General features: G+C 59.8%; 13 protein-coding genes and 2 tRNA genes. 14 read left to right on the forward strand and 1 reads right to left on the reverse strand.

Features of this window, described 5'->3' with window-relative positions:
* Positions 1–32: 32 nt before the first annotated feature.
* The 3 genes from carB to HV822_RS11565 are packed head-to-tail and all read left to right on the forward strand — an operon-like array spanning position 33 to position 4,147.
* Entirely contained in the window at positions 33–3,248 is a 3,216-nt protein-coding gene (gene carB / locus HV822_RS11555; RefSeq protein WP_238870158.1) for a carbamoyl-phosphate synthase large subunit, read from the forward strand.
* Positions 3,249–3,251: 3 nt separating this feature from the next.
* Positions 3,252–3,725 carry a transcription elongation factor GreA gene (gene greA / locus HV822_RS11560; RefSeq protein ID WP_238870159.1) on the forward strand — a complete coding sequence of 158 codons (474 nt, stop codon included), beginning with the start codon at positions 3,252–3,254 and terminating at the stop codon, positions 3,723–3,725.
* A complete protein-coding gene (locus tag HV822_RS11565; RefSeq protein ID WP_238870161.1) occupies positions 3,722–4,147 on the forward strand; it encodes a DUF4149 domain-containing protein in 426 nt (141 codons plus the stop codon). Before greA ends, HV822_RS11565 begins: the two co-directional genes overlap by 4 nt.
* A gap of 8 nt (positions 4,148–4,155) precedes the next feature.
* On the opposite strand, the gene yhbY is transcribed toward HV822_RS11565, so the two are convergent.
* Positions 4,156–4,470 (reverse strand): ribosome assembly RNA-binding protein YhbY, encoded by a 315-nt coding sequence (yhbY, locus tag HV822_RS11570; RefSeq protein WP_238870163.1) that lies wholly within the window; start codon positions 4,468–4,470, stop codon positions 4,156–4,158.
* Positions 4,471–4,548: 78 nt separating this feature from the next.
* On the opposite strand from yhbY, the gene rlmE reads away from it, so the two are divergent.
* The 11 genes from rlmE to infB all read left to right on the forward strand — a co-directional run bounded on the left by rlmE (position 4,549) and on the right by infB (position 15,917).
* Positions 4,549–5,178, forward strand: coding sequence for a 23S rRNA (uridine(2552)-2'-O)-methyltransferase RlmE (rlmE, locus tag HV822_RS11575; protein WP_238870165.1), 630 nt, complete (start codon positions 4,549–4,551; stop codon positions 5,176–5,178).
* A 183-nt stretch (positions 5,179–5,361) separates the two neighbouring features.
* Entirely contained in the window at positions 5,362–7,302 is a 1,941-nt protein-coding gene (gene ftsH / locus HV822_RS11580; RefSeq protein ID WP_238870167.1) for an ATP-dependent zinc metalloprotease FtsH, read from the forward strand.
* Positions 7,303–7,309: 7 nt separating this feature from the next.
* Entirely contained in the window at positions 7,310–8,176 is an 867-nt protein-coding gene (gene folP, locus HV822_RS11585) for a dihydropteroate synthase (protein ID WP_238870168.1), read from the forward strand.
* Between the two features lie 15 nt (positions 8,177–8,191).
* Entirely contained in the window at positions 8,192–9,532 is a 1,341-nt protein-coding gene (gene glmM / locus HV822_RS11590) for a phosphoglucosamine mutase (RefSeq protein ID WP_238870170.1), read from the forward strand.
* Between the two features lie 225 nt (positions 9,533–9,757).
* A complete protein-coding gene (gene tpiA / locus HV822_RS11595; RefSeq protein ID WP_238870172.1) occupies positions 9,758–10,516 on the forward strand; it encodes a triose-phosphate isomerase in 759 nt (252 codons plus the stop codon).
* Positions 10,516–10,914, forward strand: coding sequence for a preprotein translocase subunit SecG (gene secG, locus HV822_RS11600; RefSeq protein WP_238870173.1), 399 nt, complete (start codon positions 10,516–10,518; stop codon positions 10,912–10,914). The genes tpiA and secG overlap by 1 nt, the downstream gene beginning before the upstream one ends.
* A gap of 27 nt (positions 10,915–10,941) precedes the next feature.
* Positions 10,942–11,026 (forward strand) — tRNA-Leu (locus HV822_RS11605).
* A 104-nt stretch (positions 11,027–11,130) separates the two neighbouring features.
* A tRNA-Met gene (locus HV822_RS11610) sits at positions 11,131–11,207 on the forward strand.
* A gap of 145 nt (positions 11,208–11,352) precedes the next feature.
* Positions 11,353–11,808 (forward strand): ribosome maturation factor RimP, encoded by a 456-nt coding sequence (gene rimP, locus HV822_RS11615; protein ID WP_083726858.1) that lies wholly within the window; start codon positions 11,353–11,355, stop codon positions 11,806–11,808.
* Positions 11,809–11,858: 50 nt separating this feature from the next.
* Complete coding sequence (gene nusA, locus HV822_RS11620) at positions 11,859–13,340, forward strand: transcription termination factor NusA (RefSeq protein ID WP_238870175.1); 1,482 nt, start codon at positions 11,859–11,861, stop codon at positions 13,338–13,340.
* Between the two features lie 63 nt (positions 13,341–13,403).
* Positions 13,404–15,917 (forward strand): translation initiation factor IF-2, encoded by a 2,514-nt coding sequence (infB, locus tag HV822_RS11625; protein ID WP_238870176.1) that lies wholly within the window; start codon positions 13,404–13,406, stop codon positions 15,915–15,917.
* The last annotated feature ends 25 nt before the right edge of the window (positions 15,918–15,942 follow it).

The following is a 15,942-nucleotide window of genomic DNA, read 5'->3' on the forward strand; positions in this document are numbered from 1 at the left end:
ACCCCGGTACACCCTAGGATTTGTAAACGACTATGCCAAAACGTACAGACATTAAAAGCATTCTGATCCTCGGCGCCGGCCCTATCGTCATCGGTCAGGCCTGTGAGTTCGACTACTCCGGCGCTCAGGCCTGTAAGGCCCTGAAAGAAGAAGGCTTCCGCGTCATCTTGGTCAACTCCAACCCGGCGACCATCATGACCGATCCGGCCATGGCCGACGCCACCTACATCGAACCGATCAAGTGGCAGACTGTTGCCAAGATTATCGAGAAGGAGCGTCCGGACGCGCTGCTGCCAACCATGGGCGGTCAAACTGCGCTGAACTGCGCGCTGGATCTGGAGAAGCACGGCGTACTGGAGCAGTACGGCGTGGAAATGATCGGCGCGAACGCCGATACCATCGACAAGGCCGAAGATCGCTCGCGCTTCGACAAGGCGATGAAGGCTATCGGTCTGGAGTGCCCGCGCTCCGGTATCGCGCACAGTATGGCCGAGGCGTATGGCGTCCTTGATCAGGTTGGCTTCCCGTGCATCATCCGTCCGTCCTTCACCATGGGTGGCACCGGTGGTGGTATTGCCTACAACCGTGAAGAGTTTGAAGAGATCTGCACCCGTGGTCTGGACCTGTCGCCGACCAACGAGCTGCTGATCGACGAGTCGCTGATCGGCTGGAAAGAGTATGAGATGGAAGTGGTCCGCGATAAAAAGGACAACTGCATCATCGTCTGCTCGATCGAAAACTTCGACCCGATGGGCGTGCACACGGGTGACTCCATCACCGTGGCGCCGGCCCAGACGCTGACCGACAAGGAATACCAGATCATGCGTAACGCCTCGCTGGCGGTGCTGCGTGAGATCGGCGTCGAGACAGGTGGCTCCAACGTGCAGTTCGGTATTTGCCCGAACACCGGCCGCATGGTGGTGATCGAGATGAACCCGCGGGTGTCCCGTTCCTCGGCGCTGGCCTCCAAGGCGACTGGTTTCCCGATCGCCAAGATCGCCGCCAAGCTGGCTGTTGGTTACACCCTGGACGAGCTGCAGAACGACATTACCGGTGGTCGCACCCCGGCGTCCTTCGAGCCGTCCATCGATTACGTGGTTACCAAGATTCCGCGTTTCGCCTTTGAAAAATTCCCCAACGCCGATGCGCGCCTGACGACTCAGATGAAGTCGGTGGGCGAGGTCATGGCGATCGGTCGCACCTTCCAGGAGTCCATGCAGAAGGCGCTGCGTGGTCTGGAAGTGGGTGTTTGCGGCTTTGACCCCAAGGTCGATCCGGCGGCAAGCGACGTTATGACCGAGCTGACGCGTGAACTGACGGTGCCCGGTGCGGACCGCATCTGGTACGTGGCCGATGCCTTCCGCGCCGGTATGACCCTGCAGCAAGTGTTTGACCTGACCAAGATCGACACCTGGTTCCTGGTGCAGATCGAAGATCTGATCAAGGAAGAAGAGAAGGTCAAAACCCTGGGTCTGGCCGATATCGACTACAGCCTGATGTTCCGTCTCAAGCGCAAGGGCTTCTCCGACCTGCGCCTGTCCCAGTTGCTGGCCGTGAGCGAGAAAAACCTGCGTCGTCATCGTCACAAGCTGAACGTGCTGCCGGTCTACAAGCGCGTTGATACCTGTGCTGCCGAATTTGCGACCGATACGGCCTATATGTACTCGACCTACGAGGAGGAGTGCGAGGCCAGCCCGTCGGGCCGCGACAAGATTATGGTGTTGGGCGGTGGCCCGAACCGCATTGGCCAGGGTATCGAGTTCGATTACTGCTGCGTACACGCCGCGCTGGCGATGCGTGAAGATGGTTATGAAACCATCATGGTCAACTGCAACCCGGAAACCGTATCGACCGACTACGACACCTCCGATCGCCTGTACTTCGAGCCGGTCACCCTGGAAGACGTGCTGGAAATCGTGCGCGTTGAGCAGCCCAAGGGTGTGATCGTGCAATACGGCGGTCAGACCCCGCTGAAACTGGCGCGCGCGCTGGAAGAGGCCGGTGTGCCGATCATTGGTACCAGCCCGGAAGCCATTGACCGCGCCGAAGACCGTGAGCGCTTCCAGCAGATGGTCGAGCGCCTGAACCTGCGTCAGCCGCCGAACGCGACCGCGCGCAGTGAAGACGAAGCGCTGGCGCTGTCCAAGCGCATCGGGTACCCGCTGGTTGTGCGTCCGTCCTACGTACTGGGCGGTCGCGCGATGGAAATTGTCTATCAGGAAGAAGAACTCAAGCGCTACATGCGCGAAGCGGTGAAGGTGTCGAATGACAGCCCGGTACTGCTGGATCACTTCCTGAACTGCGCCATCGAGGTCGATATCGACGCGGTTTCCGATGGCAAGGACGTGGTGATCGGCGCGATCATGCAGCACATTGAGCAGGCCGGTGTTCACTCCGGTGACTCCGCCTGTTCGCTGCCGCCGTACTCGCTGCCTGCACAGATTCAGGATGACATTCGCGAGCAGGTGCGCAAGATGGCGCTGGAGCTGGGTGTGGTCGGCCTGATGAACGTCCAGATGGCGGTGCAAGGCGAGACCATCTACGTGATTGAGGTCAACCCGCGCGCCTCGCGTACCGTGCCTTTCGTGTCCAAGTGCATCGGTCAGTCGCTGGCCAAGATCGCTGCTCGCGTGATGGCTGGTAAGACACTGCAGGAGCTGGGCTTCACTGAAGAAGTGGTGCCGCCTTACTTCAGCGTCAAGGAGGCGGTATTCCCGTTTGCCAAGTTCCCGGGTGTTGACCCGATCCTTGGCCCCGAGATGAAGTCCACCGGTGAGGTGATGGGCGTTGGCGACAGCTTCGGTGAGGCCTTTGCCAAGTCGCAGCTGGGCTCGGGCGAAGTGCTGCCGACCAGCGGTACTGCGTTTATCAGCGTGCGTGAAGACGACAAGCCGTTTGCGGTAGATGTTGTTCGCGATCTGATCGAGCTGGGCTTTGAAGTGGTTGCCACCGCCGGTACCGCCAAAGTGCTGGAGACGGCTGGCCTGGCGGTGCGCCGCGTCAACAAGGTGACCGAGGGGCGTCCGCACATCGTGGATATGATCAAGAACGATGAGATCGATCTGGTGATCAATACCACTGAAGGTCGTCAGTCGATTGCCGATTCCTACTCAATTCGCCGCAACGCGTTGCAGCACAAGGTCTACTCCACCACCACACTGGCCGGTGGCGAAGCTGTCTGCACTGCACTGAAATTCGGTCCGGAGCGCGCCGTACGTCGCCTCCAGGATCTGCACAAAGGTATCTGATCCATGAAGTACCCGATGACCAAACAGGGCGCTGAAGCCCTCGAAGTCGAACTTAAGCACCTCAAGACCGAGCTGCGCCCGCAGATCACCCAGGCGATTGCCGAGGCGCGCGAGCTGGGGGATCTGAAAGAAAATGCTGAGTACCACGCCGCCCGCGAGCAGCAGGGTATGGTCGAGGCGCGCATTCGTGACATCGAAGGCCGCCTGTCCAATGCCCAGGTGATTGATGTCACCGCAATCGCGCATACCGGCAAGGTCATCTTCGGCACCACTGTGACTATCGCCAACGTCGATACTGACGAGGAGGTGGTCTATCAGATCGTCGGTGACGATGAAGCTGACATCAAGCAGCGCAAGCTGTCGGTCAGCTCGCCTATCGCCCGTGCTCTGATCGGCAAGGAAGAAGGCGAGATCGTCGCAGTGAAAACCCCGGGCGGCGTCGTCGAATACGAAATCGTCGAGGTTCAGCACCTGTGACGGAGCGGGCTGCCAGTTCGGGTGGTTCGGCGCGTCAGGGTGCTGGACGTATTGCCTGGCAGCTGCTGCTGACCTTGTGGGTGGGGGCGGTGTGGAGTTTGCACTTCATTCTGCTGCCCGGGCTTGAGCAAATGGGGTTGGCTCCGCTACTGATTGAAGAGGCGGCTTCGGTGCTGCGCCCCTCGGTCATGCTGATTACCGTGGCTGCGGCCAGCGTGCAGCTTTTTCAGCTGGCTGTGCGGCGTGTCGGCTGGAGTGATCTGCGCGTGCAGATGCTGATATTGGTGTTGATGGCGGGGGGCGCGTTTTTCGCCCTGCGTCTGCAGGATAATCCCTTGTACGGGATTTTCTGCTATCTGGTCGTTGCTTTCGCTGGCCTGGTATTGGCGGTGCAGCCCCGCCCCGATGAGGAGCGGGACTGACGCCCGGCTCAGAAGCCCTGAAAGCGCTTGAGGTTGGACAGGTTGGCGTTGGGCTTTTTGGCCCGACGCAGCAGGATGGCCATTTTGCCGATGACCTGCACCAGCTCGGCGCCACTTTGCTGGCAGGCCTCGTTGATCAGGGCCTGCTTGGCGTCGCGGTCACTGACGGTGACGCGAATCTTGATCAGTTCGTGATCGTTCAGCGCACGGTCCAGTTCGGTCAGTACGCCTTCGCTGATACCCTGTTCACTGATAATGACGATCGGCTTGAGATGATGGCCGATGCGCTTGAGATCTTTTTTCTGTGCGGAGCTGAGCGCCATAATGTTCCGTATGAAAATTCATTAAGTGTGTGATGCACTAGTTTAACCGGCGGCGTGGCCCGCTGCACGAGGTATTCCGTGGCACAGTCCAAGACAAGCAAGCGTTGGCTCAAAGAGCATTTTGACGACCCCTTCGTGAAGCAGGCGCAAAAGGATGGGTATCGCTCGCGTGCCAGTTACAAGTTGCTGGCCATTCAGGAGCGCGATCGCATTCTCAAGCCCGGCATGACTGTGCTTGATCTGGGCGCTGCACCCGGTGGCTGGTCCCAGGTCGCTGCGCGACTGATTGGCGAGAAGGGGCGCATCATCGCCTCGGATATTCTGGCCATGGACAGCATTCCGGATGTCACCTTCATTCAGGGTGACTTCACCGAGGAGAGTGTGTTCGAGGCGATCCTTGCCGCCATCGGCGATACGCAGGTAGACCTTGTTATTTCCGATATGGCCCCCAATATGAGTGGAACCCCGGCGGTTGATCAGCCGCGGGCCATGTATTTGTGCGAACTGGCGCTGGACATGGCGGCGCGGGTGTTGCGCCCGGGTGGTGATTTTTTGATCAAGGTGTTCCACGGTGAAGGTTTTGATGAGTATTTCCGCGAAATGCGCGGGCAATACGACAAGCTGGTAACGCGCAAGCCCGACGCCTCGCGCGGTCGCTCGCGTGAAACTTACCTGCTGGCCCGCGGCTTCAAAGGGGCGGATCAGTAGTTTGGCTGCAATGCCGGAACCATGGTGCCGTCGATACAGTCTGTGATGTCTGGCGACACAGGGCGTTACACAGCGTCGACTGCCGAGTTGGCCTAAACTGGTGTAATGTGGGCAGCGTGGACAACAGACTCAGCAAGGCTCCCGCAATGGTGTTGGGGGCAAGAGGGTAGTGAATTGAACGATATGGCGAAGAACCTCATCCTGTGGCTGATCATTGCCGCCGTACTGGTCACGGTGATGAACAACTTCAGTGGTACCAAGGAACCGGATGCGCTGACTTACTCCCAGTTCCTTGAGCTGGTAGAGAATCGCCAGGTCGAGCGCGTGACGGTGGATGGCTACATCATCACCGGGCGTGAACGTAGTGGTGAGTCCTTCAAGACCGTGCGTCCGGCGATTCAGGACAATGGCCTGATTGGCGACCTGCTCGACAACGACGTTATCATCGAAGGCAAGCAGCCTGAGCAGCAGAGTATCTGGACTCAGTTGCTGATTGCCAGCTTCCCGATTCTGATCATTATCGCCATTTTCATGTTCTTCATGCGCCAGATGCAGGGCGGCGGCGGTGGCCGTGGTGGCCCGATGAGCTTCGGTAAGAGCAAGGCGCGCATGCTGACCGAAGATCAGGTCAAAACCACCTTTGCTGATGTTGCCGGCTGTGATGAGGCGAAGGAAGACGTGCAGGAACTGGTCGAGTTTCTGCGTGACCCGGGCAAGTTTCAGCGTCTGGGTGGCCATATTCCCCGTGGCGTGCTGATGGTGGGCCAGCCGGGTACCGGTAAGACCCTGCTCGCCAAGGCGGTGGCCGGCGAAGCCAAGGTGCCGTTCTTCACCATCTCCGGTTCCGACTTTGTTGAAATGTTCGTGGGTGTCGGTGCCTCCCGTGTGCGCGATATGTTCGAGCAGGCCAAGAAACACGCGCCGTGCATCATCTTTATCGACGAGATCGATGCGGTCGGTCGTCATCGTGGTTCGGGAATGGGCGGCGGTCACGACGAGCGTGAGCAGACCCTGAACCAGCTGCTGGTTGAGATGGATGGCTTTGAACCGAACGACGGCATCATTGTAATTGCTGCGACTAACCGCCCCGACGTGCTGGACCCGGCGCTGCTGCGCCCTGGTCGCTTCGACCGTCAGGTAGTGGTTGGCTTGCCGGACATTCGTGGTCGTGAACAGATTCTCAAGGTGCACATGCGTAAGGTGCCGCTGGGTGATGACGTCAAACCATCGCTGATTGCACGCGGTACGCCGGGCTTCTCCGGCGCTGATCTGGCTAACCTGGTGAACGAAGCTTCTCTGTTTGCTGCGCGTGCCAACAAGCGTCTGGTGGAGATGGGCGAGTTCGAGATGGCCAAGGACAAGATCATGATGGGCGCCGAGCGCAAGTCCATGGTCATGTCCGAGAAGGAAAAGCTCAACACCGCTTACCATGAGTCCGGCCATGCGATTGTTGGTCGCTTGGTGCCCGAGCATGACCCGGTCTACAAGGTCACTATTATTCCGCGCGGCCGTGCGCTGGGCGTGACCATGTTCCTGCCGGAGGAGGATCGTTACAGCCTCTCCAAGCGCGCGCTGACCAGTCAGATCTGCTCGCTGTTCGGCGGCCGTATCGCCGAGGAGATGACCCTCGGCTTTGATGGCGTGACCACGGGTGCGTCTAACGACATCATGCGCGCCACCCAGCTTGCCAAGAATATGGTGACCAAATGGGGGCTGTCCGAGAAGCTTGGTCCGCTGCAGTACGCCGAAGAGGATGATCAGGGCTACCTTGGGCGTCCTGGTGGAGGCGGGATGTCCGGTGTCTCTGGTGAGACCGCCAAGCAGATCGATGAGGAAGTGCGCCGCATTATTGATGATTGCTACGCCACGGCGCGTCGTCTGCTAGATGAGAATCGCGACAAGCTGGACATGATGGCGGAAGCGCTGATGAAGTACGAAACCATCGACACCCAGCAGATCGACGACATTATGGCTGGTCGAGTGCCCCGCGAGCCGAAAGACTGGCAGGGTGATGGCAAGTCCGGCCCGGGCGCCATTGTCACGCCTGACGAGGGCGGTGACAGCACGTCAGATGAGGCTTCCAAGGGTGCCGGCCCGATCGGTGGGCCGGCCGGGGAGCACTGATTTAGCAATGAGCTCCTGCTCCAATAGCTCCCGGTTGCTGTGTGGCAGCCGGGAGCTTGATCTTTCCCGCGCCCATGTCATGGGCATTCTCAATGTAACGCCTGACTCCTTCTCCGATGGCGGTCGCTTCAATCAGCGCGATGCAGCGTTGCGTCACGTCGAGCAGATGCTGGCAGAGGGTGCGACCCTGATTGATGTGGGTGGCGAGTCCACGCGCCCAGGCGCCTCGCCCGTGCCGGTCGCCCAGGAGCTAGAGCGCGTCGTGCCGATGGTTGAGGCCATAGCGTCGCGTTTTGATGTGGTTATTTCGGTCGATACCAGTGCGCCTGAGGTCATGTCCGCTGCGGCAGCAGCGGGAGCCGGACTGATCAACGATGTGCGTGCGTTGGAGCGTGAGGGCGCGCTGGAGGCAGCCCGTGCGAGCGGGCTGCCCGTCTGTCTGATGCATCGCCAGGGCGAGCCCGATTCCATGCAGCTGGCGCCGCGCTATGCCAGTGTGCTGGATGAAGTGAACGCTTACCTGCAGTCGCGGGTCGAAGCCTGTGAGGCTGCGGGTCTAGCGCGTGATCGCCTGCTGCTTGACCCTGGCTTCGGCTTTGGCAAGTCGCTGGAGCACAATCTGCAGCTATTTGCGCGTCTCGCAGATTTACGCCCCGCCGGATTACCGGTGCTGGTGGGTGTGTCGCGTAAAAGCATGATCGGTCAGGCGCTGGATCGTCCGGTGGATCAGCGTCTGTTTGGCGGGCTGGCGTTGGCGGCGCTTGCTGTTGATGCCGGCGCTTGCATTATTCGGGTGCACGACGTGGCTGCCACTTGTGACGCTGTTCGCATGGCTGAGGCGGTGCGGTTGGCGCGTTCTCCTTCAATTATCTAGTAAGAGTCTCCGTTTATGGAAAAACGTTATTTTGGAACCGATGGCATTCGCGGTCGGGTTGGTAGTGCTCCCATTACTCCTGAATTCATGCTCAAGCTTGGTTGGGCAGTGGGTACCGCTTTTCGCAATCATGGGGCCTGCCGGGTCGTAATTGGCAAGGACACTCGGATTTCCGGCTACATGTTCGAGTCGTCACTGGAGGCGGGGCTGTCCGCGGCCGGTGCGCAGGTTCAGTTGCTTGGCCCCATGCCGACACCTGCCATTGCCTATCTCACGCGCACCTTTATGGCTGATGTGGGTATTGTGATCAGCGCATCGCATAACCCGTTTTATGACAACGGCATCAAGTTCTTTTCTGCCGCTGGCAGCAAGCTACCCGACAGTCTTGAGCTGGAGATCGAGCGGTTGGTCGATGGCCCTATGGGGGTTGTGGATTCTGCCGAGCTGGGCAAGGTGTCGCGGGTAGAGGATGCGCCCGGCCGGTATATCGAGTTTTGTAAAAGCAGCGTGCCGACCAGCACCAGCTTCAAGGGGCTCAAGCTGGTGCTTGATTGCGCGCACGGTGCTACTTACAAGGTGGCGCCCAGCGTGTTTCGTGAGCTGGGGGCTGAGGTGTCGGTAATTGGTGCCAGTCCGGATGGTCTGAACATCAATGCCGGGCATGGCTCAACCGATATGGCTGCGCTGAGCGCTGCCGTGGTTCGCGAGGGTGCTGACCTGGGAATCGCCTTTGACGGTGATGGTGATCGCGTGTTGATGGTCGATCACCAAGGGGGTGAGGTTGATGGTGACGAGCTGCTGTGCATCATCGCGCTCGACCTCCAGGCGCGCGGGTTGTTGAATGGCGGTGTTGCCGGCACGCTGATGAGCAATCTCGGGCTTGAGTTGGCGCTCAAGGAGCGAGATGTTCCCTTTGTGCGCGCCAAGGTCGGTGATCGCTACGTCATGGCTGAGTTGAGTGAACGCGGCTGGCTGGTCGGTGGTGAGTCATCCGGTCATATCCTGTGTTTGCAGCACACGTCAACCGGTGACGGCATCATTGCCGCACTGCAAGTGCTTAAGGCGCTGCAGCGTAATGATCAGAGCCTGGCTGAAGCGCGACGGTGCATGCAGAAGTGTCCGCAGAAGCTCATCAATGTTCGTTATGCAGCGGGGCAGTCGGCGCCGCTGGAAAATCCCGCAGTGAAGCAGGCTGTGCTCGATGCCGAGGCGCGGCTGGCTGATGCCGGGCGTGTGTTGTTGCGGTTGTCCGGTACCGAGCCGCTGGTTCGAGTCATGGTGGAAGGGCAGGATGCAACGCAGGTGCAGCGCGAGGCCGAAGCCTTGGCTGCCGTTGTGACCGAGGCGTGCGGCTAAAGCAAGGGCTGGCGGGCTTTGCAGGCGCCTGAGGTGTAGCTTGGGCCTGATGGCTTTCGGTGCCGTCAGTTGCAGGTACGTCGGGCCTAGCTGTGGCGTGCCTTGGGTGCGGGCCGGTCCGAACGCAGGCGGTGTGAGGAATTGATCGGCGCGGCCTAAAAAGTCGGTTGTGTCGCTGATGCAACTTGGTTAAGATTGGCGCCCGCTTGGGTAGAGAGGTTTGGCATGCGACGTCCGCTAGTTGCCGGCAACTGGAAAATGCACGGTTCACGGCAGTCTGTAGACGCGCTGTTGCAGGGCCTTGCTGCTCAGGAATGGCCTGAAGGGGTTGAGCTGATGATCGCTCCCCCTGCGTTGTACGTCGAGCGCTGTCGTGAGCTGCTTCAGGGTACTCCGATTCAGTTGGGTGGCCAGGTTTGTGCGACACAGGCCGAGCCTGGCGCGTTGACCGGTGAGGTGTCACCTGCTCAATTGCGTGACGCTGGTTGTGGTTATGTACTGGTTGGTCATTCTGAGCGCCGCGCGCTGTTTGGCGAGACGGACGAGGTGGTGTGCAAGAAGTTTGCTGCTGCCCTGGCGTGTGGTTTGCGTCCGGTGCTCTGTGTTGGTGAAACACAGGCCGAACGGGATGCCGGGCAGACTGCCGACGTAGTCGGGCGTCAGTTGCAGGCAGTGCTGGATGTGTTTGGTGTGGGTGGCTTGGCAGAGGGCGTGGTGGCGTACGAGCCTGTTTGGGCTATCGGCACTGGCTTGACGGCAACACCTGATCAGGCCCAGGATGTGCACGCCATGATCCGGGCGCGGCTGGCGATGCTCGATGACGAGCAGGCGCGCAAGGTACAGATTGTTTATGGCGGTAGCGTTAAGGCGGACAACGCGGAGGCGCTGTTTGCTATGCCGGATATCGATGGGGGGCTGATTGGTGGAGCCTCTCTCAATGCAGACGAGTTTGGTGCGATCGCTCGCGCCGCTGGACGAGTGTAATGATTGAGACCGTGATTGTAGTACTGCATCTGCTGGTGGCAATTGCCCTGGTAGGTCTGGTTCTGATGCAGCAGGGCAAGGGTGCTGAGGCTGGCGCATCCTTTGGAGCTGGCGCGTCGGGCACCGTCTTTGGCAGTCAGGGTTCTGGCAACTTTCTGAGTCGCATTACCGCGATTCTTGCCACTGTGTTTTTTGTCACCTCGCTGGGCCTGGCGTACTACGCCAGCCACAAGGCGGACGCGGCTATCGAGGCGGGTCTTCCGTCCCCGGCGCTCCAGGTGGAGCAGGCTGCGCCGGCACCTGTACTGGACGAGGATGTGCCGGTGCTGGAGCAGGATGTGGTGCCGAGCGATGTGCCTGAGACGCTGGGTGAAGAAGTGCCGCCGGCAGTCGAGTAAGTAGCGGCTGCGGCAGTAAACAGTTTTGCGGAAGTGGTGGAATTGGTAGACACGCTATCTTGAGGGGGTAGTGCCTTAGGGTGTATGGGTTCGAGTCCCATCTTCCGCACCAATCAAAATAAGGGCCTGGTTCGACAGGCCCTGTTCTTTTCAGGGGTGGTTTACGCCGGTTGTCTTGCGAGGCTACTGCGCGTATAATTCACGCCCTAGATTCGACGCGGGGTGGAGCAGTCTGGTAGCTCGTCGGGCTCATAACCCGAAGGTCGTAGGTTCAAATCCTGCCCCCGCAACCAGTCTCAAAAGGCCCCTTTTCAGGGGCTTTTTGTTAGCTATATGTCGGTTCGGCATTGGTATCTGGGCTTCGCGTGAGCGAGGTGGCCAGACTCAACGATGGGCTTTAGGCCCATTTTTTATTCATGCAACAAATAGGCGGTGAGTGTGTCCGGCAAAGTGACTGAGTTGGAGGCCCTGCTGGTCCCGGTCGTCGAGGCATTGGGATACAGCTGCTGGGGTATCGAGTATCTCTCCCAGGGTAAGCACACCCTGTTGCGTGTCTATATAGACCACCCGGAAGGGGTGAGCGTTGAGGCTTGTGCTGCTGTCAGCCGGCAGGCCAGTGCCGTACTGGACGTGGAAGACCCGATTTCAGGTGATTACACCCTGGAAGTCTCGTCTCCGGGTATGGATCGGCCGCTGTTCCGTCTGGAACAGTACGCAGCCTATGTAGGAGAACAGGCAAAAATCAGGCTGCGCTCGCCCTATGAAGGGCGGCGCAACTTTCAGGGTGTGATTCGCGGCGTGGAAGGTGATGAAGTCGTCCTGCAGGTAGACGATCACGAGTACCTGCTGCCTGTCGACTGGATCGACAAGGGCAATATCATTCCGCGTTTTTGAGCAAATTTCGGGCTGCACGGCCCAATGGATGGCGTTAGGCGAGGCATACGATGAGCAAAGAAGTGTTGCTGGTTGTGGAATCCGTTTCCAACGAGAAGGGTGTTCCACCCGGAGTTATCTTCGAGGCACTGGAGCTGGCGTTGGCGACAGCGACCAAGAAGCGCTACGAAGACGAAGTAGACGTGCGTGTGTCGATCAACCGACACACCGGCGATTACGACACCTTCCGTCGCTGGACCGTTGTGGCTGACGAGGACTTTGATGATCCGGACATGCAGCTGACGCTGGACCAGGCCCAGGAGCGCGATGACGCCCTTGCCATCGGCGACGTCACCGAAGAGAAGATCGAGTCGGTCGAGTTTGGTCGTATCGCTGCCCAGATCGCCAAGCAGGTCATCGTACAGAAGGTACGCGAGGCCGAGCGGGCGCAGGTGGTCGATGCCTACCGTGATCGGCTGGGCGACATTATCAGCGGCACCGTGAAGAAGGTGACCCGTGACAGCGTGATCGTTGACTTGGGTAATAACGCCGAAGCTGTGCTGCCGCGTGAAGAAATGATTCCGCGTGAAACCTTCCGCTCCGGCACCCGTATCCGTGCTCTGCTCAAGGATATCCGCACCGAGAATCGTGGCCCGCAGCTGGTGCTGTCGCGTGCCTGTCCGGAAATGATTATTGAGCTGTTCCGCATCGAAGTGCCGGAAATCGCCGAAGAGCTGATCGAAGTCATGGGCGCGGCCCGCGACCCGGGGTCGCGCGCCAAGATCGCGGTGCGCTCCAAGGACAAGCGCATCGACCCGCAGGGTGCCTGTATCGGTATGCGTGGTTCGCGCGTCCAGGCGGTGTCCGGTGAGCTGTGCGGTGAGCGCGTTGATATTGTGCTGTGGGACGACAACCTGGCGCAGTTCGTGATCAACGCGATGGCACCGGCGGAAATTGCCTCGATCATTCTGGATGAAGACACCCAGACTATCGACCTGGCGGTGGCTGAAGACAACCTGGCCCAGGCCATTGGTCGTAGCGGTCAGAACGTTCGTCTGGCCAGCCAGCTGACCGGCTGGACCCTGAACGTGATGACCGAGGACGATATCCGTGCCAAGCAGGAAGCCGAGACCGGCGATATCCTGCGCAACTTCGTCGACGAGCTGGATGTAGATGAAGAAGTGGCCCAGATGCTGGTTGAAGAGGGTTTCACCACGCTGGAAGAAATTGCCTACGTGCCGATGGAAGAGCTGCTGGAGATCGACGGTTTTGACGAAGATATCGTCAATGAGCTGCGTGCTCGCGCCAAAGATCGCCTGCTGACCAAGGCCATCGCCAACGAAGAAAAGCTGGAAGATGCGCAACCGGCCGATGACCTGCTGAACATGGACGGTATGGACCGAGCGCTGGCCTTCCAGCTGGCTGCTGGCGGCATCCTGACAATGGAAGATCTGGCCGAGCAGTCTGTTGACGATCTGCTCGACATCGACGGTATCGATGAAGAGCGTGCTGCGGCTCTGATCATGGCAGCCCGCGCCCCCTGGTTTGAATAACCGGTCGGACTCGATGAGATTCCCCCTGCGGTGACGCACGGACCCGACTGAGGAGAGAAGTGAATGGCGGAAGTGACGGTCAAACAATTGGCTGATGAGGTAGGTACTCCGGTAGAGCGCCTGCTGCAACAGATGCAGGAAGCGGGCTTGTCGCAGACTGGCCCTACACAGGCAGTCAGTGATGATGAAAAGCAGGCGCTGCTGGCGTATCTGAAGAACGCCCATGGTGATTCCGGCTCCGAGCCGCGCAAGATCACCCTCAAGCGCAAGACGGTCAGCACCCTGAAGGTTGCTGGCAGCAAAACCGTCAATGTCGAGGTGCGCAAGAAGCGCACTTACGTCAAGCGCGAGCCGGCGGACCTGGAAGCCGAGCGTCAGCGCGAGCTGGAGCAGCTGCGTGCCGCAGAAGAAGCGCGTCAGCAGGCTGCCGAAGCAGAAGCCAAGCGCAAGGCTGAGGAAGCTGCGCAGCGTGAGGCCGAAGCCGCTGAAGCGGAAGCCAAGCGCCAGGCTGACGCTGCGGCTGTTGCCGCGGCCAAGCAGGCTGAAGCAGCCGTTGCCGCAGCTGCTCCGGCGACTGCCGAGGCTGCTCCGGCACCTGCAGCCGTTGAGCACCACAAGAAGAAGGACGAAGCGCGTCGCAAGTCCCGTGACGAAGAAGACGAGCGCAGCCGCAAGCGTGCCGGTGGCCACACTGGCAACAAGGCTCGTCACGCGCCGCGCATCTCCGTTGACGACGAGGGCGATAATCGCCGTCGCGGCGGTGGCGGTAAGCTGAAGGCCAAGAAACGCAATCAACATGGCTTCGAGAAGCCCTCTGGCCCGATCGTGCGTGAAGTGGTGATTGGTGAAACCATCACGGTTGCCGAGCTGGCGCAGAAGATGTCGGTCAAGGCGGCCGAGGTCATCAAGTACATGTTCAAGAACGGCACCATGGTTACCATCAACCAGGTGCTGGATCAGGATACGGCTGCGATTGTTGCCGAAGACATGGGCCACAAGGTCAAGCAGGTTCGCGAGAGCGACCTGGAAGACAAGCTGGTCGAGTCCATGCACCACGAAGGTGAAGAGCTGAGCCGCGCACCGGTTGTTACCGTTATGGGTCACGTTGACCACGGTAAGACCTCGCTGCTCGACTACATTCGCCGTGCCAAGGTGGCTTCCGGTGAGGCAGGTGGTATTACCCAGCACATTGGTGCCTACCACGTCGAAACCGATCGCGGCATGGTCACCTTCCTGGATACCCCCGGCCACGCGGCCTTTACCGCCATGCGTGCCCGTGGTGCCAAGGCAACCGATATCGTGATTCTGGTGGTTGCTGCCGACGATGGTGTGATGCCGCAAACCGAAGAGGCTATCCAGCACGCCAAGGCGGCCGGTGTGCCGGTCGTGGTTGCGATCAACAAGATCGATAAGGAAGAAGCTGATCCGGACCGTATCAAGAACGATCTGGCAGCCCGTGACGTGATTCCGGAAGAGTGGGGCGGCGACACCATGTTCGTGCCCGTCTCGGCCAAGGCCGGTACCGGTATCGAAGAACTGCTCGAAGCGGTTCTGCTGCAGGCTGAAGTCCTTGAACTCAAGGCGCAGCCGTCTGCTCCGGGTCGCGGTGTGGTGGTTGAGTCTCGTCTGGACAAGGGCCGCGGCCCCGTCGCTACTGTGCTGGTACAGAACGGTACCCTGCGTCAGGGTGACGTTGTGCTGGCTGGTGTCAACTACGGCCGTGTGCGCGCCATGCTGGATGAGAACGGTCAGCCGATCAAAGAAGCAGGCCCGTCCATTCCGGTCGAGATCCTTGGCCTGGACGGCACGCCTGACGCCGGTGACGAGCTGAATGTCGTTGCTGACGAGAAGAAGGCCCGTGAAGTGGCGCTGTTCCGTCAGGGCAAGTTCCGCGAGATCAAGCTGGCCCGTCAGCAGTCCGCCAAGCTGGAAAACATGTTCGAGAACATGGGCCAGGACGAGAAGAAGACCCTCAACATCGTTATCAAGGCCGACGTGCGCGGCTCTCTGGAAGCGCTGCAGGGCTCGCTGTCCGAGCTGGGCAACGACGAAGTGCAGGTCAAGATCGTCTCCGGCGGCGTGGGTGGTATCACCGAGACTGACGCCAACCTGGCGCTGGCTTCCAACGCTGTGGTCTTCGGCTTCAACGTCCGTGCTGACGCGGCTGCTCGCAAGATTATCGAGACTGAAGGTCTGGACCTGCGCTACTACAGCGTCATCTACGAAATCATTGATGATGTGAAGAAGGCCCTGTCCGGCATGCTCGGCAGCGACGTTCGCGAGCAGATCTTGGGTGTTGCCGAAGTGCGTGACGTGTTCCGTTCGCCGAAGTTCGGCGCGGTGGCCGGCTGTATGGTCATCGAAGGTACTGTGCACCGCAACCGCCCGATTCGCGTACTGCGCGAAGACGTTGTTATCTACGAAGGCGAGCTGGAGTCCCTGCGCCGCTTCAAGGACGACGTTGGCGAAGTCCGTAACGGTATGGAGTGTGGTATCGGCGTCAAGAACTACAACGACGTACGTGCCGGCGACCGTATCGAGGTCTTCGAGCGTGTTCAGGTACAGCGCAGTCTGTAATGTGACAGCGGAAGCCCACCCGGGC

The organism is Halopseudomonas maritima, assembly GCF_021545785.1.
Taxonomy (GTDB): domain Bacteria; phylum Pseudomonadota; class Gammaproteobacteria; order Pseudomonadales; family Pseudomonadaceae; genus Halopseudomonas; species Halopseudomonas maritima.

What these genes read in the sequence shown, in the direction of transcription:
- carB (WP_238870158.1), top strand. Translation starts at nt 33, where the DNA reads ATGCCAAAACGTACAGACATTAAAAGCATTCTGATCCTCGGCGCCGGC.
- greA (WP_238870159.1), top strand. Translation starts at nt 3,252, where the DNA reads ATGAAGTACCCGATGACCAAACAGGGCGCTGAAGCCCTCGAAGTCGAA.
- yhbY (WP_238870163.1), bottom strand. Translation starts at nt 4,470, where the DNA reads ATGGCGCTCAGCTCCGCACAGAAAAAAGATCTCAAGCGCATCGGCCAT.
- ftsH (WP_238870167.1), top strand. Translation starts at nt 5,362, where the DNA reads ATGGCGAAGAACCTCATCCTGTGGCTGATCATTGCCGCCGTACTGGTC.
- folP (WP_238870168.1), top strand. Translation starts at nt 7,310, where the DNA reads ATGAGCTCCTGCTCCAATAGCTCCCGGTTGCTGTGTGGCAGCCGGGAG.
- glmM (WP_238870170.1), top strand. Translation starts at nt 8,192, where the DNA reads ATGGAAAAACGTTATTTTGGAACCGATGGCATTCGCGGTCGGGTTGGT.
- tpiA (WP_238870172.1), top strand. Translation starts at nt 9,758, where the DNA reads ATGCGACGTCCGCTAGTTGCCGGCAACTGGAAAATGCACGGTTCACGG.
- secG (WP_238870173.1), top strand. Translation starts at nt 10,516, where the DNA reads ATGATTGAGACCGTGATTGTAGTACTGCATCTGCTGGTGGCAATTGCC.
- nusA (WP_238870175.1), top strand. Translation starts at nt 11,859, where the DNA reads ATGAGCAAAGAAGTGTTGCTGGTTGTGGAATCCGTTTCCAACGAGAAG.
- infB (WP_238870176.1), top strand. Translation starts at nt 13,404, where the DNA reads ATGGCGGAAGTGACGGTCAAACAATTGGCTGATGAGGTAGGTACTCCG.